14 protein-coding genes are annotated in these 20,207 nt (G+C 65.1%); 6 read left to right on the top strand and 8 right to left on the bottom strand.

The features are described 5' to 3' along the window. Window positions 1–725 precede the first annotated feature (725 nt). The 4 genes from urtD to urtA form a co-directional block, all read right to left on the bottom strand. On the bottom strand, window positions 726–1,601 hold the full coding sequence (urtD, locus tag ACSQ22_RS23175; RefSeq protein ID WP_218298650.1) for an urea ABC transporter ATP-binding protein UrtD: 876 nt from the start codon (window positions 1,599–1,601) through the stop codon (window positions 726–728). Then, on the bottom strand, window positions 1,598–2,734 hold the full coding sequence (gene urtC, locus ACSQ22_RS23170; RefSeq protein ID WP_436131675.1) for an urea ABC transporter permease subunit UrtC: 1,137 nt from the start codon (window positions 2,732–2,734) through the stop codon (window positions 1,598–1,600). The genes urtD and urtC overlap by 4 nt, the downstream gene beginning before the upstream one ends. A 21-nt stretch (window positions 2,735–2,755) precedes the next feature. Then, complete coding sequence (gene urtB, locus ACSQ22_RS23165; RefSeq protein ID WP_436131674.1) at window positions 2,756–4,336, bottom strand: urea ABC transporter permease subunit UrtB; 1,581 nt, start codon at window positions 4,334–4,336, stop codon at window positions 2,756–2,758. Between the two features lie 176 nt (window positions 4,337–4,512). Next, the gene (gene urtA / locus ACSQ22_RS23160; RefSeq protein ID WP_176888594.1) at window positions 4,513–5,784 is read right to left on the bottom strand and encodes an urea ABC transporter substrate-binding protein; all 1,272 of its coding nucleotides are present in this window, start codon (window positions 5,782–5,784) and stop codon (window positions 4,513–4,515) included. A 337-nt stretch (window positions 5,785–6,121) separates the two neighbouring features. On the opposite strand from urtA, the gene ACSQ22_RS23155 reads away from it, so the two are divergent. From ACSQ22_RS23155 to ACSQ22_RS23145, 3 genes are all read left to right on the top strand, one after another. Then, a complete protein-coding gene (locus ACSQ22_RS23155; RefSeq protein WP_218298652.1) occupies window positions 6,122–8,392 on the top strand; it encodes a xanthine dehydrogenase family protein molybdopterin-binding subunit in 2,271 nt (756 codons plus the stop codon). 19 nt (window positions 8,393–8,411) lie between these two features. Further along, complete coding sequence (locus ACSQ22_RS23150; protein WP_436131673.1) at window positions 8,412–8,870, top strand: (2Fe-2S)-binding protein; 459 nt, start codon at window positions 8,412–8,414, stop codon at window positions 8,868–8,870. 932 nt (window positions 8,871–9,802) lie between these two features. Then, window positions 9,803–11,104 (top strand): UDP-N-acetylglucosamine 1-carboxyvinyltransferase, encoded by a 1,302-nt coding sequence (locus tag ACSQ22_RS23145; RefSeq protein ID WP_436131672.1) that lies wholly within the window; start codon window positions 9,803–9,805, stop codon window positions 11,102–11,104. A gap of 14 nt (window positions 11,105–11,118) precedes the next feature. Here ACSQ22_RS23145 and ACSQ22_RS23140 read toward each other — a convergent pair whose 3' ends face one another. Beyond that, window positions 11,119–12,183: a sensor domain-containing diguanylate cyclase gene (locus ACSQ22_RS23140; protein ID WP_121507372.1), complete on the bottom strand. Its 1,065-nt coding sequence runs from the start codon at window positions 12,181–12,183 to the stop codon at window positions 11,119–11,121. Window positions 12,184–12,205: 22 nt separating this feature from the next. After that, complete coding sequence (locus ACSQ22_RS23135; RefSeq protein WP_121422534.1) at window positions 12,206–13,390, bottom strand: S-methyl thiohydantoin desulfurase domain-containing protein; 1,185 nt, start codon at window positions 13,388–13,390, stop codon at window positions 12,206–12,208. Between the two features lie 268 nt (window positions 13,391–13,658). Between ACSQ22_RS23135 and ACSQ22_RS23130 the strand changes: the two genes are divergently transcribed. Further along, entirely contained in the window at window positions 13,659–14,348 is a 690-nt protein-coding gene (locus ACSQ22_RS23130; RefSeq protein ID WP_176888588.1) for a DUF3334 family protein, read from the top strand. Between the two features lie 198 nt (window positions 14,349–14,546). Continuing rightward, entirely contained in the window at window positions 14,547–14,873 is a 327-nt protein-coding gene (locus ACSQ22_RS23125; RefSeq protein WP_436131671.1) for a plasmid stabilization protein, read from the top strand. Window positions 14,874–14,962: 89 nt separating this feature from the next. On the opposite strand, the gene ACSQ22_RS23120 is transcribed toward ACSQ22_RS23125, so the two are convergent. Together ACSQ22_RS23120 and ACSQ22_RS23115 are read right to left on the bottom strand one after the other, a co-directional pair. Further along, window positions 14,963–16,033 (bottom strand): response regulator, encoded by a 1,071-nt coding sequence (locus ACSQ22_RS23120; protein WP_055399009.1) that lies wholly within the window; start codon window positions 16,031–16,033, stop codon window positions 14,963–14,965. Window positions 16,034–16,035: 2 nt separating this feature from the next. Continuing rightward, entirely contained in the window at window positions 16,036–19,644 is a 3,609-nt protein-coding gene (locus ACSQ22_RS23115; RefSeq protein WP_436131670.1) for a hybrid sensor histidine kinase/response regulator, read from the bottom strand. 224 nt (window positions 19,645–19,868) lie between these two features. Between ACSQ22_RS23115 and ACSQ22_RS23110 the strand changes: the two genes are divergently transcribed. Further along, on the top strand, window positions 19,869–20,171 hold the full coding sequence (locus ACSQ22_RS23110; protein ID WP_055399013.1) for an urease subunit gamma: 303 nt from the start codon (window positions 19,869–19,871) through the stop codon (window positions 20,169–20,171). Window positions 20,172–20,207: the final 36 nt, after the last annotated feature.

The following is a 20,207-nucleotide window of genomic DNA, read 5'->3' as shown; positions in this document are numbered from 1 at the left end:
CAGTAACTTTCTCTTGCGTCGCCAAGAGAAAGTTACCAAAGAGAAGGCGACCCTACACGCTGCGTCCCTTCGCTTCGCTGCGGGCAACCTGCGGTGCTCGCGTCCAGCGGGGTCTCGCTCGAACTCGCTCCACTTCGTTGCGCTCAGACAATCGCGAGCCCTGATCCGCTGGCCGCTGCGCTCCTCGGCGCATCCTGAAGGGAACCCGGGGAGCGGACATCCGTTCGGGCCATTGCTTCGCTCGGCCCAATTTGCGCAGCGCGTGGCGCTTGCGCCCGCGAGGTGAGGCCTAGCGAAGCAATGGCCCGTATGGCCGTTCGGATGCTCGGCTGTCCACCCCCTGCTGGATGCGCCTGCGTCGGGGCGGTTGCGGGGGTAGCATGGGCGTCGAAGCGCCCATGCTTCGTGAACTGACTCGCCGTGGTTGTCCGAGCGGCGCGCCGCAGGCGCAAAGCGAGTTCCACGGCGCACCCCGCAACCGCCCCGACGCAGGTTTGCCCCCACGCACCGCGTGGGGGTCGCAGACTGGGGGTCGCCTTTCTTTTGCTTACTTTTCTTTGGCGAAGCAAAGAAAAGTGAGTCGCCTGCCGGGGCGACAACCCGGCCTCCGCACTCAACACAAGCACACCGCCCAAACCAGCGCGCAAGCCCCGGCTTCGACAAGCTCAGCCCGAACGGATAGCGGACGTTCTCAAGACCAAAGGAACCAGAGCGGCAAAGCACCATCACCGCCCCAAATAAACCTCAATCACCCGCTCATCCGCCTGCACCTGGTCCAGCGTCCCTTGCGCCAGCACAGACCCATCGCACAACACCGTCACGATCTCCGAAATGGTGCGAATGAAAGACATGTCGTGCTCTACCACCATCAGCGAATGCTTGCCCTTGAGTGTCAAAAACAGCTCCGCCGTGCGCGCAGTTTCCTCATCCGTCATCCCCGCCACCGGCTCATCCAGCAACAACAACTTCGGGTCCTGCATCAGCAGCATCCCAATCTCCAGCCACTGCTTTTGCCCATGGCTCAGATTCCCCGCCATGCGCGCCACGCTGTCCGCCAGATGAATCGTGTGCAGGATCTCGGCCAGCCGGTCCGACTGCGCTGAATCGAGACGGAAGAACATGCTCGACGTCACACCCTTGTGCGTCTTCAAGGCCAGTTCCAGGTTTTCAAACACGCTGAGCTGCTCAAACACCGTGGGCTTCTGAAACTTGCGGCCGATCCCCAGGCTAGCGATCTCCGGCTCGTTGTGGCGCAGCAGGTCGATGGTCGAGCCGAAATACACCGTGCCGCTGTCCGGCCGCGTCTTGCCGGTGATGATGTCCATCATCGTCGTCTTGCCCGCACCATTGGGGCCGATGATGCAGCGCAGCTCGCCGGGTGCGATGTCCAGGCTCAGGTTATTGATGGCTTTGAAGCCGTCAAAGCTCACGTTCACATCTTCCAGGTACAGGATGCGGCCGTGGGTGATATCCACCTCGCCGGGCGTGGCGATGCGCGAGAAGCCTGCAGTGCGGCCACCGGATTCGGTCTGGCCCAGGGCAGCAGGTGCCAGCCGGGCCTGAATGCGCCGCGCGCCTTCGTCCATCAGATCAGGCGTCATGGCGCGGCTCCTTCGGTCTTCTTGTTGTTGTTCTTCTTCAACTTCTTCACCAGGCCCACCACACCATCGGGCAGGAGCAGCGTGACGGCGATGAACAGCGCGCCCAGAAAGTACAGCCAGAACTCTGGCGCCGTCACGGTGAGCCAGCTCTTGGCACCATTGACGATGAACGCCCCCACGATGGGCCCGATCAGCGTGGCGCGGCCACCCACTGCAGCCCACACCGCGATCTCGATGGAGTTGGCGGCGCTCATCTCGCCGGGGTTGATGATGCCGACCTGGGGCACATACAGCGCGCCCGCCACGCCGCACATCATGGCGCTGATGGTCCAGATGGTGAGCTTGTAGGGCAGCGGCGAGTAGCCCGAGAACATGACGCGCGTTTCGGCATCGCGCACCGCCTGCAGCACGCGGCCGAACTTGCTGCGCACCAGCCAGCGGGCCAGCAAGAAGAACACCAGCAACGTCACGCCCGTGAGCACGAACAGCGTCATGCGCATGTTCTGCGTGGCCAGGGGCATGCCCAGAATGCGCTTGAAGTCGGTAAAGCCGTTGTTCCCGCCAAAGCCCGTCTCGTTGCGAAAGAACAGCAGCATGGCCGCATAGGTCATGGCCTGGGTGATGATGGAGAAATACACACCCTTGATGCGAGAGCGGAACGCGAAGTAGCCGAACACAAACGCGATCACGCCGGGCACCGCCACGATGAGGATTAAGGTGGCCACAAAGCTGTCGGACAACGCCCAATGCCAGGGCAGCTCCTTCCAGTCGAGGAACACCATGAAGTCGGGCAGGTCGCTCTTGTAGTTGCCGTCGCGGCCGATCTGGCGCATGAGGTACATGCCCATCACATAGCCACCCAAAGCGAAGAACAGGCCGTGGCCCAGGCTCAGGATGCCGGTGTAGCCCCAGATCAAGTCCATGGCGAGTGCGCAGATGGCGTAGCACATGATCTTGCCTAGAAGCGCCACGGCGTAGTCGCTGAGGTGGAAAGCGCTGCCTGCGGGCACCCACAGATTGAGTACGGGCGCCACGGCGCACACCACGATGAGCGCCACGATAAAGGCTGACCAGCCGCTGCGGGTGAGCAGCGGTGCCGGAGCAGGAAGTTGGATAGGAGATGGCGTAGTCATATCAGTCTGTCTCTATCGGCCTCAATCGGCCGTACGCCCCTTGACCGCAAAGATGCCCTGCGGCCGCTTCTGGATGAAGATGATGATGAATACCAGCACGGCGATCTTGGCCAGCACGGCGCCCGTCCAGCCTTCGAGGAACTTGTTGAGCACACCCAGGCCCAGCGCGGCATACACGGTGCCGGCCAGCTGGCCCACACCGCCCAGCACCACCACCATGAACGAGTCCACGATGTAGCTCTGCCCCAGGTCGGGCCCCACGTTGCCCACCTGGCTCAGCGCGCAGCCCGCCAGGCCCGCGATGCCCGAGCCCAGTGCAAAGGCATAGGTATCCACACGCGCCGTATTCACGCCCATGCACGAGGCAATGGGCCGGTTCTGCGTAACACCGCGCACAAACAGGCCCAGCCGTGTCTTGCTGATGAGGAAGGCCACACCGGCCAGCACCGCCAGCGCGAAGGCGACGATGATCACGCGGTTCCAGGGCAGCTGCAGGTTTTCCATGAGCTGCACGCCGCCGCTCATCCACGCAGGGTTTTCCACGCCCACGTTCTGCGCGCCGAACACGGTGCGCACCAGCTGCTGCAGCATCAGGCTGATGCCCCAGGTGGCCAGCAGCGTCTCCAGCGGGCGGCCATACAAGAAGCGGATCACGCTGCGCTCCAGCACCGCGCCCATCAGGGCCGACGCCATGAATGCCACCGGCACGGCCGCGACCAGATACCAGTCGAACGCACCCGGAAAGTACCGCTGGAACACACCCTGCATCACATAGGTGGCATAGGCGCCGATCATCATCAGCTCGCCGTGGGCCATGTTGATCACACCCATCAGCCCGTAGGTGATGGCCAGGCCCAGCGCCACCAACAGCAGGATGGAGCCCAGGCTGATGCCAGTGAACAGCGCGGCCAGCTTCTCGCCCCACTGCAGGCGGCCTTCCACCGCAGTCAGCGCGGCCTGGATGGCAGTCTTGACCTGCGGATCCTGTTCATTGCGCAGCTGCTCCAGCAGCACGGTGCGCGTGCCGGGGTTGCCGCTGGTGGCCAGATACTGCGCGGCCTTCAGGCGTTGCGACGCATCGCTGCTCGCCAGCAGGATGCGCGCGCGGATGGCTTCGAGCCGGGCTTGCAGGGCAACGTCCTTCTCGGCGGCCAGGGCCTTCTCGATGAGAGGCAGACGCGCCTCGTCGGTCTCTTCGCGCAGCGCGTCGATGGCGGTGCGGCGCTGGGCCACATCGGGCGACAGCAGTTGCAGCGAAGCCAGCGCTGCGTCGAACTCGCCCCGCATGCGGTTGTTGTTGACGATGTCTTCGGCATCGTCGGGCACAGGCACCTCGGCGCCACTCACCGGGTCGTAGCCCTTGTCGTCTTTCATGACGATGGCCTTGTCGCCTGCGATCTTGACGGCGTCTTCACCCATGGCGCGGATAAAGGCCAGCGTGGCGTCGTCGGGGGTGGCAATGGCCTGCTGCAGCGCGGCGATGCGCTCGTCGGTATCGCCGCTGGCCATGGCCCGCGCCGCCTCGGCCGTGAGTGCGTGCGCCTGCACGGCTGCACACAGCAGCAGGCAGGCGATCAGGCGGGAAAAGATGGATGAAAGCATGGCACAAGCCGGTGGCGTCTGAAAAAGCAGCGGGCCGCGGAACATGCGCGAACCCAGGCCAGGGATGCCGCGGAACCGGCTTTGCCGGGCCGCTGGCATCGTCCCCCCTCCCGAATCGCGCAGCGAGGCGAGAGAGGGGGTGAAGGCGCGCTAGCGCCTCAGGGGGGTGTACCGAATCACAGCTTCGACTTGCCGTCCGGCTCGTCCTTCTTCTTGTCGTTGCCTTCGATGTACGGGCTCCATGGCTTGGCCTTCACAGGACCAGGCGTCTTCCACACCACGTTGAACTGGCCATCGGCCTTGATCTCGCCGATGAACACGCTCTTGTGCAAGTGGTGGTTCTTCTCGTCCATCTTGCTGACGATGCCCGACGGTGCCTTGAAGGTCTGGCCAGCCATGGCGGCAATCACCTTGTCGGTGTCGGTGCTCTTGGCCTTGGTCACGGCCTGGGCCCACATGTTGATACCGATGTAGGTAGCTTCCATCGGGTCGTTGGTGAGCGGCTTGTCTTTGTGGCCGGCAATGCCCTTGGCCTTGGCGTAGTCGCTCCACTTCTTGATGAACTCGGTGTTGGCCGGGCTCTTGATGGACTGGAAGTAGTTCCATGCGGCCAAGTGGCCCACCAGCGGCTTGGTGTCCACGCCGCGCAGTTCTTCTTCACCCACGGAGAACGCGACGACCGGCACGTCCTTGGCCTTCAGGCCTGCGTTGCCCAGTTCCTTGTAGAAGGGCACGTTCGAGTCGCCGTTGATGGTGGAGACCACCGCCGTCTTGCCGCCCTGGCTGAACTTCTTGATGTCGGCCACGATGGTCTGGTAGTCAGAGTGGCCGAACGGGGTGTACTTCTCGTCGATGTCGCTGTCCTTCACGCCCTTGGACTTGAGGTAGGCGCGCAGGATCTTGTTGGTGGTGCGGGGGTACACATAGTCTGTGCCCAAGAGCACCCAGCGCTTGGCGCTGCCGCCGTCCTTGCTCATCAGGTAGTCCACCGCAGGGATGGCTTGCTGGTTGGGCGCGGCGCCGGTGTAGAACACGTTCTTGGACAGCTCCTCGCCTTCGTACTGCACGGGGTAGAACAGCAGGCCGTTCATTTCTTCGACCACTGGCAGCACCGACTTGCGCGACACCGAGGTCCAGCAACCGAAGATGACCGAGACCTTGTCCTGGCCGAGCAGCTGCTTGGTTTTTTCGGCGAACAGGGGCCAGTTGGAGGCCGGGTCCACCACCACGGGTTCGAGCTTCTTGCCCAGCACGCCGCCCTTGGCGTTGATCTCGTCGATGGCCATGAGCACAGTGTCTTTCAACACGGTCTCGGAGATGGCCATGGTGCCCGACAGGCTGTGCAGGATGCCGACCTTGATGGTCTCCTGCGCGTGGGCTGGCAGCGCAGACAGGCCAGCGAGCGTAGCGACGGCCGCAAGGGCCTTGAGGGAATAACGACGTTGCATGTGTGCTTCTCCGGTGGTGGTTTCAATCAATCAAACCGCTTCGCTCGCCGGTCCCTTGCGGGGCCCTGGGTGATCGAGCGATGGAATGGATTCTGGAGAGCGGGGCCTGCTTGGGAAATACGCCGGGTGGCGTACACGGCGGCCCGGAGCGAACGCGTAAAGCCAGGTCACCCGCGTTGTGTCGGGTAGGCGAAACGCTATGCAATCAGTAGCTAATAGCGCTTGATATATAAGCGCTGGAGGCCAAAAACACTCAAAATCTGCGGCAATCCCGGTGGTGGAGAAACGCCCCTCGGATTTACGATGGGCGGCTAAGGCCCCAACAAGGAATGAACCCATGGTGAAACGACGCACAGTGCTCCTCGGCGGCGCCGCAACAGCGGGCGCGCTGGTCATTGGCTGGGGCGTGATGCCGCCACGCCAGCGCCTGCACCCGTCCGACCCGCTGCCGCAGACCAGCGGACAGGCCGCGTTGAACGGCTGGGTCAAAGTGGGGGCCGACAACACCGTGACGGTGATGATGGCCAAGTCCGAAATGGGCCAGGGCGCGCACACGGGCCTGGCCGCCATCCTGGCCGAAGAGCTGGACGCCGACTGGGCGCAGGTGCGGCTGGAGATGACGCCCATCGACGACATCTACAACAACCTCGCCACGGTGGTGGACGGCCTGCCCTTTCACCCCGACAACGATGGCTCGACGAAGGCCGTGGCCGGCTGGCTGACTGCCAAGACGATGCGCGAGGTGGGCGTGATGATGACGGGCGGATCGAGCAGCATCAAGGACCTGTGGCTGCCCATGCGCGAAGCTGGCGCCCATGCGCGTGCGATGCTGATCCGCGCTGCCGCTGCGCAGTGGGGCGTGCAGGCGACCGAGTGCACGGCCAACGCGGGCTGGGTGGAACACACCGCGGGCCAGCGCGCCACCTTTGGCGAACTGGCCGCCCTGGCCGCGCAGCAGCCCATGCCGGGCAAGGTCACGCTCAAGGAGCCCGCGCAGTTCAAGCTGATCGGCAAGCCGCTCACGCGCATCGAGGCGCCGTCCAAACTCGATGGAACAGCCGTGTTCGGCATCGACGCCAACCCGCCCGGCCTGCTGCACGCCTGTCTCGTGATGTGCCCCACACGCGGCGGCAAGGTGGCCCGCTTTGATGCAGCCGCCGCCCAAAAGCTGCCCGGCGTGAAACACGTGCTCGAAGTGGCGCCCTACCACGGCGGCACGGGCGGTGTGGCCGTGATTGCCGACACGCCGTGGCACGCCAAAAAGGCCGCCGCCGCAGTCACCGTGGAATGGGACCACGGCCCCGCCGCCACCTTGTCGAGCGAAACCGTGATGGCGCGACTGGCCCAGGCGCTGGACCAGGCCAAAGGCTTTGGCTACCACAGCGCGGGCGATGTGGACGCGGCCATGCAAGGCGCTGCGACCACCATCACCGCCGACTACCGCGCGCCCTACCTGGCCCACGCCGCGCTGGAGCCCATCAACTGCACAGTGCAGTTCAAAGACGGCGCTGCCACCGTGTGGACATCCACCCAGGTGCCGGGCCTGGCGCGCCGCGCGGCGGCCAAGGCGCTGGGCATCGACGACGAAAAAGTGACCCTGCACCAGCTGCTGCTGGGTGGCGGCTTTGGCCGCCGGCTGGAGGCCGACTACGTGGCCCAGGCCGCCGCCATCGCCAAGGTGGCCGGTGGTGCGCCGGTGCAAACGCTGTGGAGCCGCGAGCAGGACACGCAGCACGACTTCTACCGCCCCGCGTGCATGGCCCGCTTCAAGGCCGGGTTTGATGCCCAGGGCCAGCTGGTGGCTTGGCACAACGTGTCGGTGGGCCAAGCCATCGTGCCGCAGGTGCTGGTGCGCACCTTTGGCCTCGCAGGCGCAGGGCCGGACAAGACCACGTCCGAAGGCGCGTTCGACCAGCCCTACGAATGGCCCCATGCGCGCATTGCGCACGAGATCGTCGACCTGCCGCTGCCGGTGGGCTTCTGGCGCTCGGTCGGGCACTCGCACCAGGCATTTTTCAAGGAAAGTTTTGTGGACGAGGCCGCAGCAGCGGCCAAGCAGGACCCGGTGGCGTTTCGCGCCGCACTGCTGCAAAAGCACCCGCGCCATCTGAAGGTGCTGCAAAAGGCGGCCGAGCTGGCGGACTGGGGCAAGCCGCTGGCACCGGGTGCAGCGGGCGAGAAGCGTGCGCGCGGCGTGGCATTGCACCAGTCGTTCGGCTCCATCGTGGCGCAGGTGGCCGAAGTGGCGGTGGGGGCGGACAAGGCCATTCGCGTGCACCGCGTGGTGTGCGTTGTCGACTGCGGCGCGGCCATCAACCCCAACCTGATTGCGCAGCAGATGGAAAGCGGCGTGGTGTTTGGCCTCACGGCGGCGCTGTATGGCGAGATCACCCTGAAGGACGGGCAGGTGCAGCAGAGCAATTTTCACGACGTGCCACTGCTGCGCATGGCCGACTGCCCACGGGTGGAGACCCACATCATCGACAGCGCCGAACCGCCCGAGGGCGTGGGCGAGCCCGGCGTGCCGCCCATTGCGCCTGCGGTGGCGAATGCGCTGTTCGCACTGACTGGCCAGCGCCTGCGCGCCCTGCCCCTGAAGCTGGCCTGAATCGATTCAAGGAACCACCATGTCCACAACCTTGCGCATCAACGGCAAAGCCATCGCCGTCACCGCCGAACCCGACACGCCCCTGCTGTGGGTGCTGCGCGGCGAGCTTCACATGAACGGCACCAAGTTTGGCTGCGGCATGGCGCTGTGCGGCGCCTGCACCGTGCATCTGAATGGCAAGCCCGTGCGCGCCTGCATCACACCCCTCTCGGCCGTGGGCGATGCCGATGTGACCACCATCGAGGGCCTGCAAGGACCCGAAGCCACGGCCCTGCGCACCGCATGGACGGTCCTGGATGTGGCGCAGTGCGGCTACTGCCAGAGCGGGCAGTTGATGTCAGCCTGCGCGCTGCTCAAGAAAACACCCAAGCCCAGCGATGCGGACATTGATGCGGCGATGGGGGGCAATGCGTGCCGGTGCGGGACGTATCCGAGGATTCGAGCGGCGATTCATCAGGCGGCTGAGGGGCGGGGTTGATTTTTGGTTGTTTCTGCCGCTGGCGCTTGTCCATAAAGCGCTTATAGCTATTATTTTTGCAGCATACCTCATGCTATCGGCTATTCGGGCTGAGCTTGTCGGGGTCTGATCGGTTCAGCTGTCCGTTCGGGCTGAGCTTGTCGAAGCCCTCCGCTGATCGATCCCCATGCCTTTGCCAAGGGCGGGAGCCGGGGGGTGCGCCCGGCGGCGCAGTAACTTTCTCTTGCGTCGCCAAGAGAAAGTTACCAAAGAGAAGGCGACCCTACACGCTGCGTCCCTTCGCTTCGCTGCGGGCAACCTGCGGTGCTCGCGTCCAGCGGGGTCTCGCTCGAACTCGCTCCACTTCGTTGCGCTCAGACAATCGCGAGCCCTGATCCGCTGGCCGCTGCGCTCCTCGGCGCATCCTGAAGGGAACCCGGGGAGCGGACATCCATTCGGGCCATTGCTTCGCTCGGCCCAGTTTGCGCAGCGTGTGGCGCTTGCGCCCGCGAGGTGAGGCCGAGCGAAACAAAGGCCCGTGTGGCTGTTCGGCTGTTGGATATTCGGGTGCCCAACCCCCTGCTGGCTGCGCCTGCGGCGGGGCGGTTGCGGGGTGGCATGGGCGTCGGAGCGCCCATGCTTCGTGCTCTGACTCGCCGCAGTTGTTCGAGCGGAGCGCCGCAGGCGCGCAGTGAGTTCTGCGGCGCACCCCGCAACCGCCCCGACGCAGGTTTGCCCCGTAGCGAAGCGCAGGGGTCGCAGACTGGGGGTCGCCTTTTCTTTGGTGACTTTCTTTTGGCGAAGCAAAAGAAAGTTACTCGCATGCCGGGCTACTCCCGGCCTCCGCACTCACCCCAAGCATGCTGTCCCCAAATACACAAAAAACCCAACCCAGTTAGAGTATCGACCTCGCGCAACCCCTGGCCCGCCCAGGCCTCTTCTCCTCCCTCCCCATGTCCAACCTCGTCGTCCACGGCGGCACCCCGCTGCGGGGCCGCATCATCCCATCTGCCAACAAGAACGCGGTGCTGCCCGTGCTTTGCGCCACGCTGCTTACCAACGAGCCACTCAGGCTGCTCGGCGTGCCCGACATCACCGATGTGCGCAAGATCCTCGACATCTTCCGCACGCTGGGCAGCGATGTGCGCATGGACCACGCCACTGGCACGCTGAACCTGCACCACCACGCCACCACGTTCGACGCGGCCCACCACCGCCTGCCCGAGGAAATGCGCTCGTCCATCATGCTGGTGCCCCCGCTGCTGGCGCGCTTTGGCGTGGCGCGGCTGGAGGACAACGTCAAGGGCTGCACGCTGGGCGTGCGCGAGATCGACCCGCATGTGGAGGTGTTCCACCGCTTTGGCGGGCGCGTGGAACGGGCCGAAGGCTCGCTGCTGATCCGCTGCGACGGCAGGCTGCAGGCCAACCACCACTGGCTGGACTACGCATCGGTCACCACCACCGAGAACTTCGTGCTGTGCGCCGCCACGGCCGAAGGCACGTCGGTGCTGACGAACGCCGCGTCGGAGCCGCATGTGCAGGAGTTCTGCCGCTTCATGACCATGATCGGCGTGCGCATTGAGGGCATGGGCACGTCGCGCATCACTGTGCACGGCGGCACCACCCTGCGCGGTGGCGAGTTCCGCTTTGACGAAGATTTTCACGAGATCACCACCTTCCTCGCCTTGGGTGCGATCACGGGGGGCGACGTGGTGGTGAAGAACAGCGCGCCCGAGAACTTTCCGCTCATCGACCGCACGTTCGCCAAGTTTGGCGTCACGATCACGCACGAGGACGGCTGGTCACGCGCGCACTGCGCGGGCCCGCTCAAGGTGCAGACGCCGTTCACCAGCAATGTGCTGACCAAGGTGGAGGCGGCGCCCTGGCCGTACTTTCCGGTGGACCTGCTGCCCATCTTCATCGCCCTCGGTGTGCGGGCCGAGGGCAATGCGCTGTTCTGGAACAAGGTGTACGACGGCGCTTTAGGCTGGGCGGGCGAGCTGTCGAAGTTTGGCGCGCATGTGTTCCAGTCCGACCCGCACCGGCTAGTGACCTTTGGCGGCAACCCGCTGACGCCTGCGGTGGTGGAGAGCCCCTACATCATCCGCGTGGCGATTGCGCTCTTCATGGTGGCGGCGAGCACCCCCGGGCGCTCGGAGATCCGCAACGCCACACCCATCCGCCGCGCCCACCCGCACTTCGTGGAGAACCTGCGCAGCCTGGGCGTGCAGGTGGAGTGGACGAGCGAGGAGTGAGGAGCGGACGGTGCTCAGGCGGTGACAACGCCGTCTGCGTCTGCGTCTTCGTCCGGCTCGATGAGTACATGGACCGCAGGGGCCCCACCCTGCTGCACATCGGCGCAGTACACGGCGTTGCGCCCCGTGCCCTTGGCGCGGTACAGGGCCTTGTCGGCACGGTTGACCAGCTCTTCAAAGCCGATGCCCGAGCCCTTGTGCATCGTGGCCACACCGATGCTCACGGTGACCGAAGCGCTCGCACCCTGCTCATTGACGGGCACGCTCAACGCGGCCACATCGTGGCGCAGTGATTCGGCCACACGCAAGGCGCTGACGCCATCGGTTTCGGGCAATACGATCACAAACTCCTCGCCCCCGAACCGCGCCACGATGTCCACACCGCTGCGCTTGCGCGCCGCGCAGGCCTGGGCCACGGCGCAGATCACGCGGTCTCCCGCAAGGTGCCCCCAGGCGTCGTTGACCGTCTTGAACAGGTCAATGTCCACCACCAGCAGGGACAGCGGGTGGTCAAAACGCTCGGTGCGTTTGCATTCGTTCGCGCCCAGTTCCATCAGCGTGCGCCGGTTGGCCAGGCCCGTCAGCGAGTCATTGGCGGCCAGCAACTCCAGCGCGGTATTGAGCTCTTGCAGCAGCTTGTTCTGCTCCAGCAGCTGCTGGTTGATCTGCGCAATCTCGTCTTCCTTCTGCTTGCGGTCATGGATGTTGAAGGTGACGCCAATCAACCGCTTGCCGGGCGTGGCGCTGCTTCGGTCCATGATGCGGCCGTAGTTGGCAAACCAGATCCACTCGCCCGCCTTGGAGCGCAGCCGGAACTCGGCACGGTACTGCGGTGTGATGCCTGCCACGTGGTCGGCCACCGCCTGCTTGACGCTTTCCAGGTCGCCAGGGTGGAACAGGCCAAAGATGTCCTGCACGCCCGTCACGATTTCGTCCTGGGTAAAACCCAGCTCCTCAAAGGTCTTGGTGGCCTTGTGGGTGACCTGGCCGCTGACCAGATCGTTCTCCCACAGGTCCAGCCCGGCGGCCTCCAGCACCAGCTCCAGCCGCTCCTTGTTCAGGTCTGCTTCATCACCCATGGCGGCAAAAACCCTTGATTCTTCAGGCCGACGGCATCGCCCCGGCGTAACCCATGTTGCGCAGCAAACCGGCAAACGACGCTACGACTCCCGGGGTGTTGTAAAGCTGGGGGGCCGTCTGTACGGCGATCACGCTCACCATCTGGCCCGTGCTTTTGCCCGTGGTGGGATCGAAGTACAGGGCCAGGTCGTCGCTGGCGTTAGAAAAGCCGCGGCCCGTGCTTTCCGAGTAGTAGCAGATGGAGTCGGGGGCGATGACATCGGGCGCCACGCTCGCAGACGAGTACATGATGAGGTTCTCGTTCAGGTTGTACAGATAGTGCGTCTCGGTGCTCAGGCTCGGGTCCTGTGTGTTGTCCAGGCGGATGATGCCCGAATCCAGCGACGCGCTGGAGGTGGACTGCGTGACCGAGGTGATGAAAAAATTGGTCACCACCGCGCTGGCTGGGCGGCCGGTGATCATGGTGATCACGTCCGCCACGGCAGCAGTGGCGGGCGGCGTGGCGGCCTGCAGCAGAAACTGCCCCAGCCCCCGCGCCTGCTCCAGCGTGCCCGGAATGTAGCTGCCCGACAACGCAAAGCCGTTGCCCGCGTTGGAGGGCCACATGGCAATGCCCGAATACCCGCCAAACCCGGCCACCACGCCACCCGCCAGGGTCTCCACGCGCGCAGCGGTAGAAGCGCCCAGCACAGCGGATTCCAGATCCACCAGCGTAGAGGCATCGCTGGCCAGCACAGCGGGGCACGGCGCAAGCTGCGCACCGCCGGTGAAGGTGGTCTGGGGCAGTTCGGGCACGGCACGGCCGGCGCCATCGCCGTTGACCACCCAGACCGCGCCCTGCGACATGGCCGCGCCAATGAGCGGCACGAGCGAATTGATGGGCCCGATCTCCACAGGGATCAAGGCGCCCAGCAGGGCACCGGTACTGGCCTCCATCACGGCCACGGTGTTGCTGACCGAGTTCTGCACCGCAGACAGCGTGAGGCTGTCGGCCGCATCGGGCGAGCCCATGATGGCGAGCACACAGGCGTTGGTGGCGCCGTCATAGTCCTGCACCGTGACCGTGCCGCTCCAGCCCTGACCAGCCAGCTCCTGAAGGATCGAACAAGCGTCGTGGTAGCTGCCGCCCCCCCCACTGGCCAAAACCGCTGCGCCCGCCGCAATCGATTGGAAATCGGCCAACCCATAGTTATAGACAACACCCATCTGGCGCCCCTCTCTTTTGGTATGGGAGGCACGATACGCCTGCCCGGTTGGTTGTCAATCCGCTGCATCCCATGCGGGCCCAGGGCGCCAACGTGGTATGGCCCGGATCAAGGGCACGCAAGTTCCACGCCCAAGAACCGCACGGCCAACACCCGCAGCTGAGCGCACCAGGGCGGAAAGCACTCTGGCCTCGCGGTGCGCCATCGCCTATGCTCTGTCTGCGTTGCAGTTTTGTTGTTGTTTTTCCTGGCAGATGCCTACCCACACCATGAGCCTCCCCGATAAATCCCCCGTCTACGGCACCGAAGATCTGCTGATCAGCCTGTGCAACTCCGTCACCCGGGTCTTGAACGTGGCCACCCACAGCCAGATCCACTACTCCGGCATGGTGCAGCGCATCAGCAAGACGTGCCTCAAGCCCGACATCGGCTGTTTTGTGCTGTTCGATGGCGGCTTCTCGGGGCTGGTCATCATCAACTTCTCGGCCCAGGCCGCGATGGAGCTGTATGCCAACTACCTGCTGAACATGGGCATGTCCAAGGACGATCTGGTCAGCTCCTACACGTCGGACGAAGTGAGCAATGTGATGGGCGAGCTGATGAACCAGGTGGTGGGCGACTTCACCGGCAAGGTGCGCCGCGAGCTGCAGACCCACATCACCCAGAACCAGCCCAAGATGCTGGTGCTGAACAAGCAGGTGATGCTGAGCGTGGACGCCAACCTGGACAAGCCCGAAGCCCGGCGTGTGACCTTCTACACCAGCAACAACAACATCTTCTACCTGGAACTGGCCATCGACCGCACCGAGTTCATCAAGCTTTACGACTTCGAGGCGCAGGAAGTGCCGGATGCCGACGCGCTGATGGCCCAGTCGCAAGAAGCCCCTCCCGTGCCCGCACCACCGCCTGCGGGGGGGCAGGACGACACGGACGCACTGCTGAAGTCGCTGGGGATGTAGTTCATTCAAAAATAATAGCTATAAGCGCTTGTAAAATAAGCGCTACAGCCGTTTTTGACCAAATTTTGGGCTCCCACTCCCTTCAGAAGACATGCGGGGCATGCGTCCTACACCCGCCCCCGCGCAACACTGACCGGGGCCGCCGGGCCAGGGCCTAAGCTGAAACGCTCATCACCCTGCCACTCTAAGGAGCCCACCATGCCACGCGGAACCTGGAGCGCCAAACGCGAGCGCCAGTACGAACACATCAAGGACAGCCTGCTGGAACGCGGCAAGGACGAAGACACGGTCGAGGAAATAGCGGCCCGCACGGTCAACAAGGAACGCGCACAGCACGGCGAAAGTAAAACCGCCGCCCCTCAGACCCTGCATGCCACGCCAGCGCCTGTGCGCGGAGGCAGGAACTCGCACCGTAGCCCGCAGGGGCGCACCCGGGATCAGCTCTACGAAGACGCCAAACGGCAGGGGATCAAAGGGCGCTCAAAGATGAACAAGCAAGAGCTGGAGAAGGCTGTGGGCCGCTGACGCGCGGCCTAGGCGGTCACACTGGCTCTTCAAAATTCATAGCTACCAGCGCTTTAGCAACCAGCGCTAGCGGCCAAAAACACCAAAATCTATCCCTCAAACTGCGGGTGCAGCTGCCGGATGCGATTCATGGCCATGGCCGCCGCTGCGGTGCGCGTCTCCACCCCCAGCTTGGCGAACACGCGCTCCAGGTGTTTCTTCACCGTGGCGGGGCTCGCGCCCAGGATGTCGCCGATGTCGCGGTTGATCTTGCCCTTGACCACCCAGTACAGCACCTCGGCCTCGCGCGCGGTGAGCTTGAAGGACAGGCTCATGGATTCGATGATTTTTGCGTCGGACACCTCGCGCATCACGATGAGCCAGTCGCCGCCGCCGGCGCTGTCCCCCGCCTGCTGGTGCAGGCGGAAGGTGAGGCGGCGCGCGCCCTGTTCCACCGCCAGACGTGGCGGTTCGGCCAGCGATGCGGCCAGCAGCTCGGCGGCGTTGTCGGCCAGCACATGGCGGCGCAGCCAGGCCTGCACCGGCTCGGGCGCCCATTGGCCAAATGCGGTGGGCGTGCCATCGGGGCTCACTTCGCCAAAGTAGCTTTGCAGCAGCTCGCGCGCCAGCGGGGTTTGCCAGACGATGCGGCCGTCCGACGCACGCACGGTGATGCTGGCGTAGCCAAACGCATCGAGCGCGTTGCGCGCCTCGCGCGCCTGGCGGGCGTCCTGCCGGGCCTTGCGGGCTGCACCCAGGTGCACGCCCATGCGCGCCATCACCTCGCGGGGCTTGATGGGCTTGGTGACGTAGTCCACGCCACCCGCCTCCAGCGCGGCCACGAGGTGCTCGGTCTCGGTCAGGCCCGTCATGAAGATGATGGGGATGTGCGCCGTGGCAGGCGATGCCTTCAGGCGCCGGGCGACTTCAAAACCGTCCATGCCGGGCATCATGGCGTCGAGCAGCACGATGTCGGGCAGGGCCTGCGCGGCACGCTGCAAGGCCGCCTCGCCATGCGTGGCGACCAGCACGGTGTAGCCCGATTCATCCAGCGCGTCGTGCAGCACGGCCAGGTTGTCGGGCACGTCGTCCACGATCAGCACCACATCGCTGTCGGTGCGGTCCAGCGCTGCACCGGGCGCTGCAGACGCGTGCAAGGAAGATGGGTTGGCGGTGGTCATCACTATGGCGCCTGCTCCAGGATCTGGCCCATGGCATCGAACTGGAACTGCTTGGCCAGCTGCCGCATGGTGCCCACAAAAGCGCTGTGCGCGGGCTGGCTGCGTTCAATGTCGTCCAGCGTGTTGAGGATGCCACGGTAGTAGCCCAGCGCCACCGCCTGGGCCAAGGCGGCAAGGGCGGTGGTGTCGGGGTACGTGAGGGGCGCATCCGCTGCCGCAGGCAAGGCGGGGGTCATATCGGCTTCGCCGTATTGCCACTGCAAGACCAAACGGCGCTCCAGCCAGTCGAGCAGCTCGCTGTGGCGCACGGGCTTGACGATGAAGTCTTCGGGGCGGATGTCCACGTCGTTGTCCAGCGCCTTGTCAAACGCATTGGCGGAAACAATGGCGCAATGCACGTTCGGCAACCGCATCTGCCGCACGCGCCGCAAGGTCTCCCACCCGTCGATGCCCGGCATAGCCAGGTCCATGAAGATGGCGTGCGGCCGGTAGCCGGTGGCCAGCAGATCCAGCGCATCGTGGCCGCTGGCCGCCTGGCGCAGCTCAAAGCCCAGGGGTTCGAGCAGTTGCACCAGCAGCTCGCGGTCGGGCTCTTCGTTGTCCACGACCAGGATGCGGCGGCGCTCGCCGGCATACCCTCGGCGCGCGCGCTGGGCTTGCACAGCCACGGGCGCCGCCGCCTTGCCCAGCGCATCCCCATGCACCTCGGGCAGAAACAGCTTGACGTGGAACACAGAGCCCACGCCTGGGGTGCTGCTCACCGTCAGCTCGCCGCCCATGAGCGCGGTGAGCATCTTGGCAATGGTCAGACCCAGACCCGCACCCGGTGCGGCAGCGGTGTTGCCACCGCCCGAGCCGCCGCGCGCAAAGGGCTCGAAGATGCGCTCGATCTCCTCGGCCGTGAGGCCCGGCCCCGTGTCCTGCACCTCGATGCGTGCCATCTCGCGGGCATAGCGCACGCGCAGCGTGACGGTGCCGTGCGCGGTGAACTTGACGGCGTTGCCCAGCAGGTTGATGAGGATCTGGCGCAGGCGCTTTTCGTCGGCACGCACCACTTCCGGAATCACGCCCAGCACATCAAACTGGAAGGCCAGGCCCTTGGCCGCGGCCTGCAGTTCAAACAGGCTGGCCATCTCATGCAGACCATCGGAAAAACGCATGGGCGTCACGTCCAGCGTGAGCTTGCCGGATTCGATGCGCGCGATGTCGAGCGTGCCCTCGATGAGCGAGAGCAGGTGCTCGCCGCCCCGGCGGATCACATGCACCGCCTGCTTGCGGTGCGGGGGCACGCCCGCGTCCTCGCCCATCAGCTGCGCGTAGCCCAGGATGGAGTTGAGCGGCGTGCGGATCTCGTGGCTGATGGCGCTGATGTAGCGGCTCTTGGCCTGGTTGGCCTGGTCGGCAGCGCGCTTGGCTTCTTCGGCCACCTGGCGCGCCTGCTCGGCCACGCTGCGCGCGGTCTGCAGGGCCTCGTCGGTCTGGCGGTGTAGCTCGATCTCGCGCACCAGAAGGCCGGTCTGGCGGTTGGATTCCTCCTGAGCCACCTGGCGGCTTTTGTGCGCCAGCACCAGCCACCAGGCCACGATGCCCGAAATGACCAGCAGTGCAAGATAGGCCTTGAGCAGGCCCGAGCGCAGCGCCACTTCGGGTGCCGCCATCACCTCGGTGTCAGTGGCCGCCTGGGCGATGGTGTTGAGCTCCTGGTGGTACAGCAGCCCCATCACCGAGGCCAGCAGCGGCGCGATCACCAGCATCAGCAGCAGGAAGTGACCCAGGCCCGTGTCCAGGTAGCGCCACATGGCGCGCGGCAGCACCCAGCGCAGCGCGGCCGACCATTGCACCGCCATGCTCGCGTGGGGTTTGCACAGGTCGCCGCAGCGCGCATCGAGCGTGCAGCACAGCGAGCAGATAGCCCCCCGGTAAGCAGGGCACTGGGCCATGTCCGGGGCTTCGTACTCGCGCTCGCAGATCACGCAGCGCTGCACGGTGTAGCGCATGGTGCTGCCCAGGTCAGCACCTTGTTTGCCGCTGACCGGACCGTGCATGGGCACCGCCACCACATCGGTCACCGCAGTGGGATCGGGCTGGCGCGCAATGTAGTAGCGCCCTCCAGTGGCCCAGGCAATGAGCGGTGCGGTGACAAAGGCCACCGCCATCGCAATCACCGCCGAGAACGCCTGCGGCAGCGGTCCGAACAGGCCCAGGTGCGCGCTGATGGACAGGATGGACGCGAGCGCCATCGAGCCCACGCCCACCGGATTGATGTCGTACAGGTGCGCGCGCTTGAACTCGATGCCCTTGGGCGACAGGCCCAGCGGCTTGTTGATGACGAGGTCGGCCACCACCGACATGATCCAGGCGATGGCGATGTTGGAGTACAGCCCCAGCACCTCGCCCATGGCGCGGAACACGTTCATCTCCATCAGCATGAAGGCGATGAGGGTGTTGAACACCACCCACACCACGCGCCCCGGGTGGCTGTGGGTAAGGCGCGAGAAGAAGTTCGACCACGCCAGCGAGCCTGCGTAGGCGTTGGTCACATTGATCTTGAGCTGCGAGACCACCACAAACAACGCCGTGGCCGCCACCGCCCAGCCGTAGTGGGGGAACACGTATTCATACGCGGCCAGGTACATCTGGTTGGGGTCTACCGCACGCTCGGCAGGCACCATGTGCGTGAGCGCCAGATAAGCCAGCAGCGCGCCGCCCAGCATCTTGAGCACGCCCAGCACCACCCAGCCCGGCCCGCCCACCAGCACGCCCAGCCACCAGCGACCACGTGTGGCGGGGGTGGATGCGGGCATGAAGCGCAAGTAGTCGGCCTGCTCCCCCATCTGGGTAATGAGCGCAATACCGACCGTGAGCGCCGCACCAAACAAGGGCAGCTGGAATGTGACGCCCCGCATTGACTCACCACCGTAGTGCACTATGCCAGAAAACGCACCAGGATCGCGCACGATCACATACACAAACGGCACCACCAGCATCACCAGCCACAGCGGCTGTGTCCACACCTGCAGGCGGCTGATGGCCGACACGCCATGCGTGACCAGTGGAATCACCACAATGGCGCAGATCAGGTAGCCCCAGGTGGGCGGGATGTCGAGCGCCAGCTCCAGCGCGTAGGCCATCACGGCGGCTTCGAGCGCGAAGAAGATGAAAGTGAAGCTGGCGTAGATCAGCGAGGTGAGCGTGGAGCCGATGTAGCCAAACCCCGCGCCGCGCGTGAGCAGGTCCATGTCCACCCCATAGCGCGCCGCATACACGCTGATGGGCAGCCCCGCCAGGAAGATGATGAGCCCCGTGGCCACGATGGCCCAGAACGCGTTGATGAAGCCGTACTGCACCAGCAGCGTGGCGCCCACGGCCTCCAGGATCAGGAAGGAGGCCGCGCCAAACGCGGTGTTGGCCACCCGCCATTCAGACCATTTGCGAAAGCGCTGGGGGGTGTAGCGCAGTGCGTAGTCCTCCATGGTCTCGGTGGCGACCCAGCTGTTGTAGTCGCGGCGCACCTTGACGACCTGCTGCGGCGCTTGCGCGTCGGCATCCGGCCCCAATGCGGGCGCCGAGGCCACTTCGGGCGGGACAAGAGAGGCGGTGGAGGGAGGCATGGACAGGGGTTGCGACAAGCCCTGCAAGTGCAGTTTCCATGCCACGGCCGCCGCGGGTGGGCACCACCCCTGCGCCCTCTGGCGTATGGCGGGCACGGGGCTTGCTGCCTATGATGAATCCGCTGCCCTTCGGACCGCACGGCCATCGATGACGATTGCCCCGCGTGTCCGGCCTGGACAACCCGCCACACGAGCCCACCCCTCCTTACATTGAGCAGAACGACATGGAACTGACCCCTCGTGAGAAAGACAAGTTGCTGATCTTCACCGCCGCCCTGCTGGCCGAGCGCCGCAAGGCCCGGGGCCTGAAGCTCAACTACCCCGAGGCCATGGCCCTGATCAGCGCCGCCGTGATGGAAGGCGCGCGCGACGGCAAGACCGTGGCGCAATTGATGAGCGAGGGCCGCACCGTGCTCACCCGCGCGGACGTGATGGACGGCATCGCCGAGATGATTCCTGACATCCAGGTCGAGGCCACCTTCCCCGACGGCACCAAGCTGGTCACCGTCCATCAACCGATCGTCTGACCCCCTTTCTCTCTGTCCCTCGTTCTCTCTGTGGAG

The sequence above is a fragment of the Acidovorax sp. LjRoot38 genome (assembly GCF_964252975.1).
Taxonomy (GTDB): domain Bacteria; phylum Pseudomonadota; class Gammaproteobacteria; order Burkholderiales; family Burkholderiaceae_C; genus Acidovorax; species Acidovorax facilis.
Note: the sequence above shows the minus strand (reverse complement) of the source record. Positions and strands in the feature narration are given on the sequence as shown.

Bases quoted from the DNA above. Each gene is read 5' to 3' on its own strand.
- ACSQ22_RS23135 (WP_121422534.1), bottom strand. From the start codon at position 13,390: ATGGGTGTTGTCTATAACTATGGGTTGGCCGATTTCCAATCGATTGCG.
- urtB (WP_436131674.1), bottom strand. From the start codon at position 4,336: ATGCTTTCATCCATCTTTTCCCGCCTGATCGCCTGCCTGCTGCTGTGT.
- ACSQ22_RS23155 (WP_218298652.1), top strand. From the start codon at position 6,122: ATGGTGAAACGACGCACAGTGCTCCTCGGCGGCGCCGCAACAGCGGGC.
- ACSQ22_RS23115 (WP_436131670.1), bottom strand. From the start codon at position 19,644: ATGCCTCCCTCCACCGCCTCTCTTGTCCCGCCCGAAGTGGCCTCGGCG.
- ACSQ22_RS23125 (WP_436131671.1), top strand. From the start codon at position 14,547: ATGCCACGCGGAACCTGGAGCGCCAAACGCGAGCGCCAGTACGAACAC.
- ACSQ22_RS23120 (WP_055399009.1), bottom strand. From the start codon at position 16,033: ATGACCACCGCCAACCCATCTTCCTTGCACGCGTCTGCAGCGCCCGGT.
- ACSQ22_RS23110 (WP_055399013.1), top strand. From the start codon at position 19,869: ATGGAACTGACCCCTCGTGAGAAAGACAAGTTGCTGATCTTCACCGCC.
- ACSQ22_RS23140 (WP_121507372.1), bottom strand. From the start codon at position 12,183: ATGGGTGATGAAGCAGACCTGAACAAGGAGCGGCTGGAGCTGGTGCTG.
- ACSQ22_RS23130 (WP_176888588.1), top strand. From the start codon at position 13,659: ATGAGCCTCCCCGATAAATCCCCCGTCTACGGCACCGAAGATCTGCTG.
- ACSQ22_RS23145 (WP_436131672.1), top strand. From the start codon at position 9,803: ATGTCCAACCTCGTCGTCCACGGCGGCACCCCGCTGCGGGGCCGCATC.
- urtD (WP_218298650.1), bottom strand. From the start codon at position 1,601: ATGACGCCTGATCTGATGGACGAAGGCGCGCGGCGCATTCAGGCCCGG.
- urtC (WP_436131675.1), bottom strand. From the start codon at position 2,734: ATGACTACGCCATCTCCTATCCAACTTCCTGCTCCGGCACCGCTGCTC.
- urtA (WP_176888594.1), bottom strand. From the start codon at position 5,784: ATGCAACGTCGTTATTCCCTCAAGGCCCTTGCGGCCGTCGCTACGCTC.
- ACSQ22_RS23150 (WP_436131673.1), top strand. From the start codon at position 8,412: ATGTCCACAACCTTGCGCATCAACGGCAAAGCCATCGCCGTCACCGCC.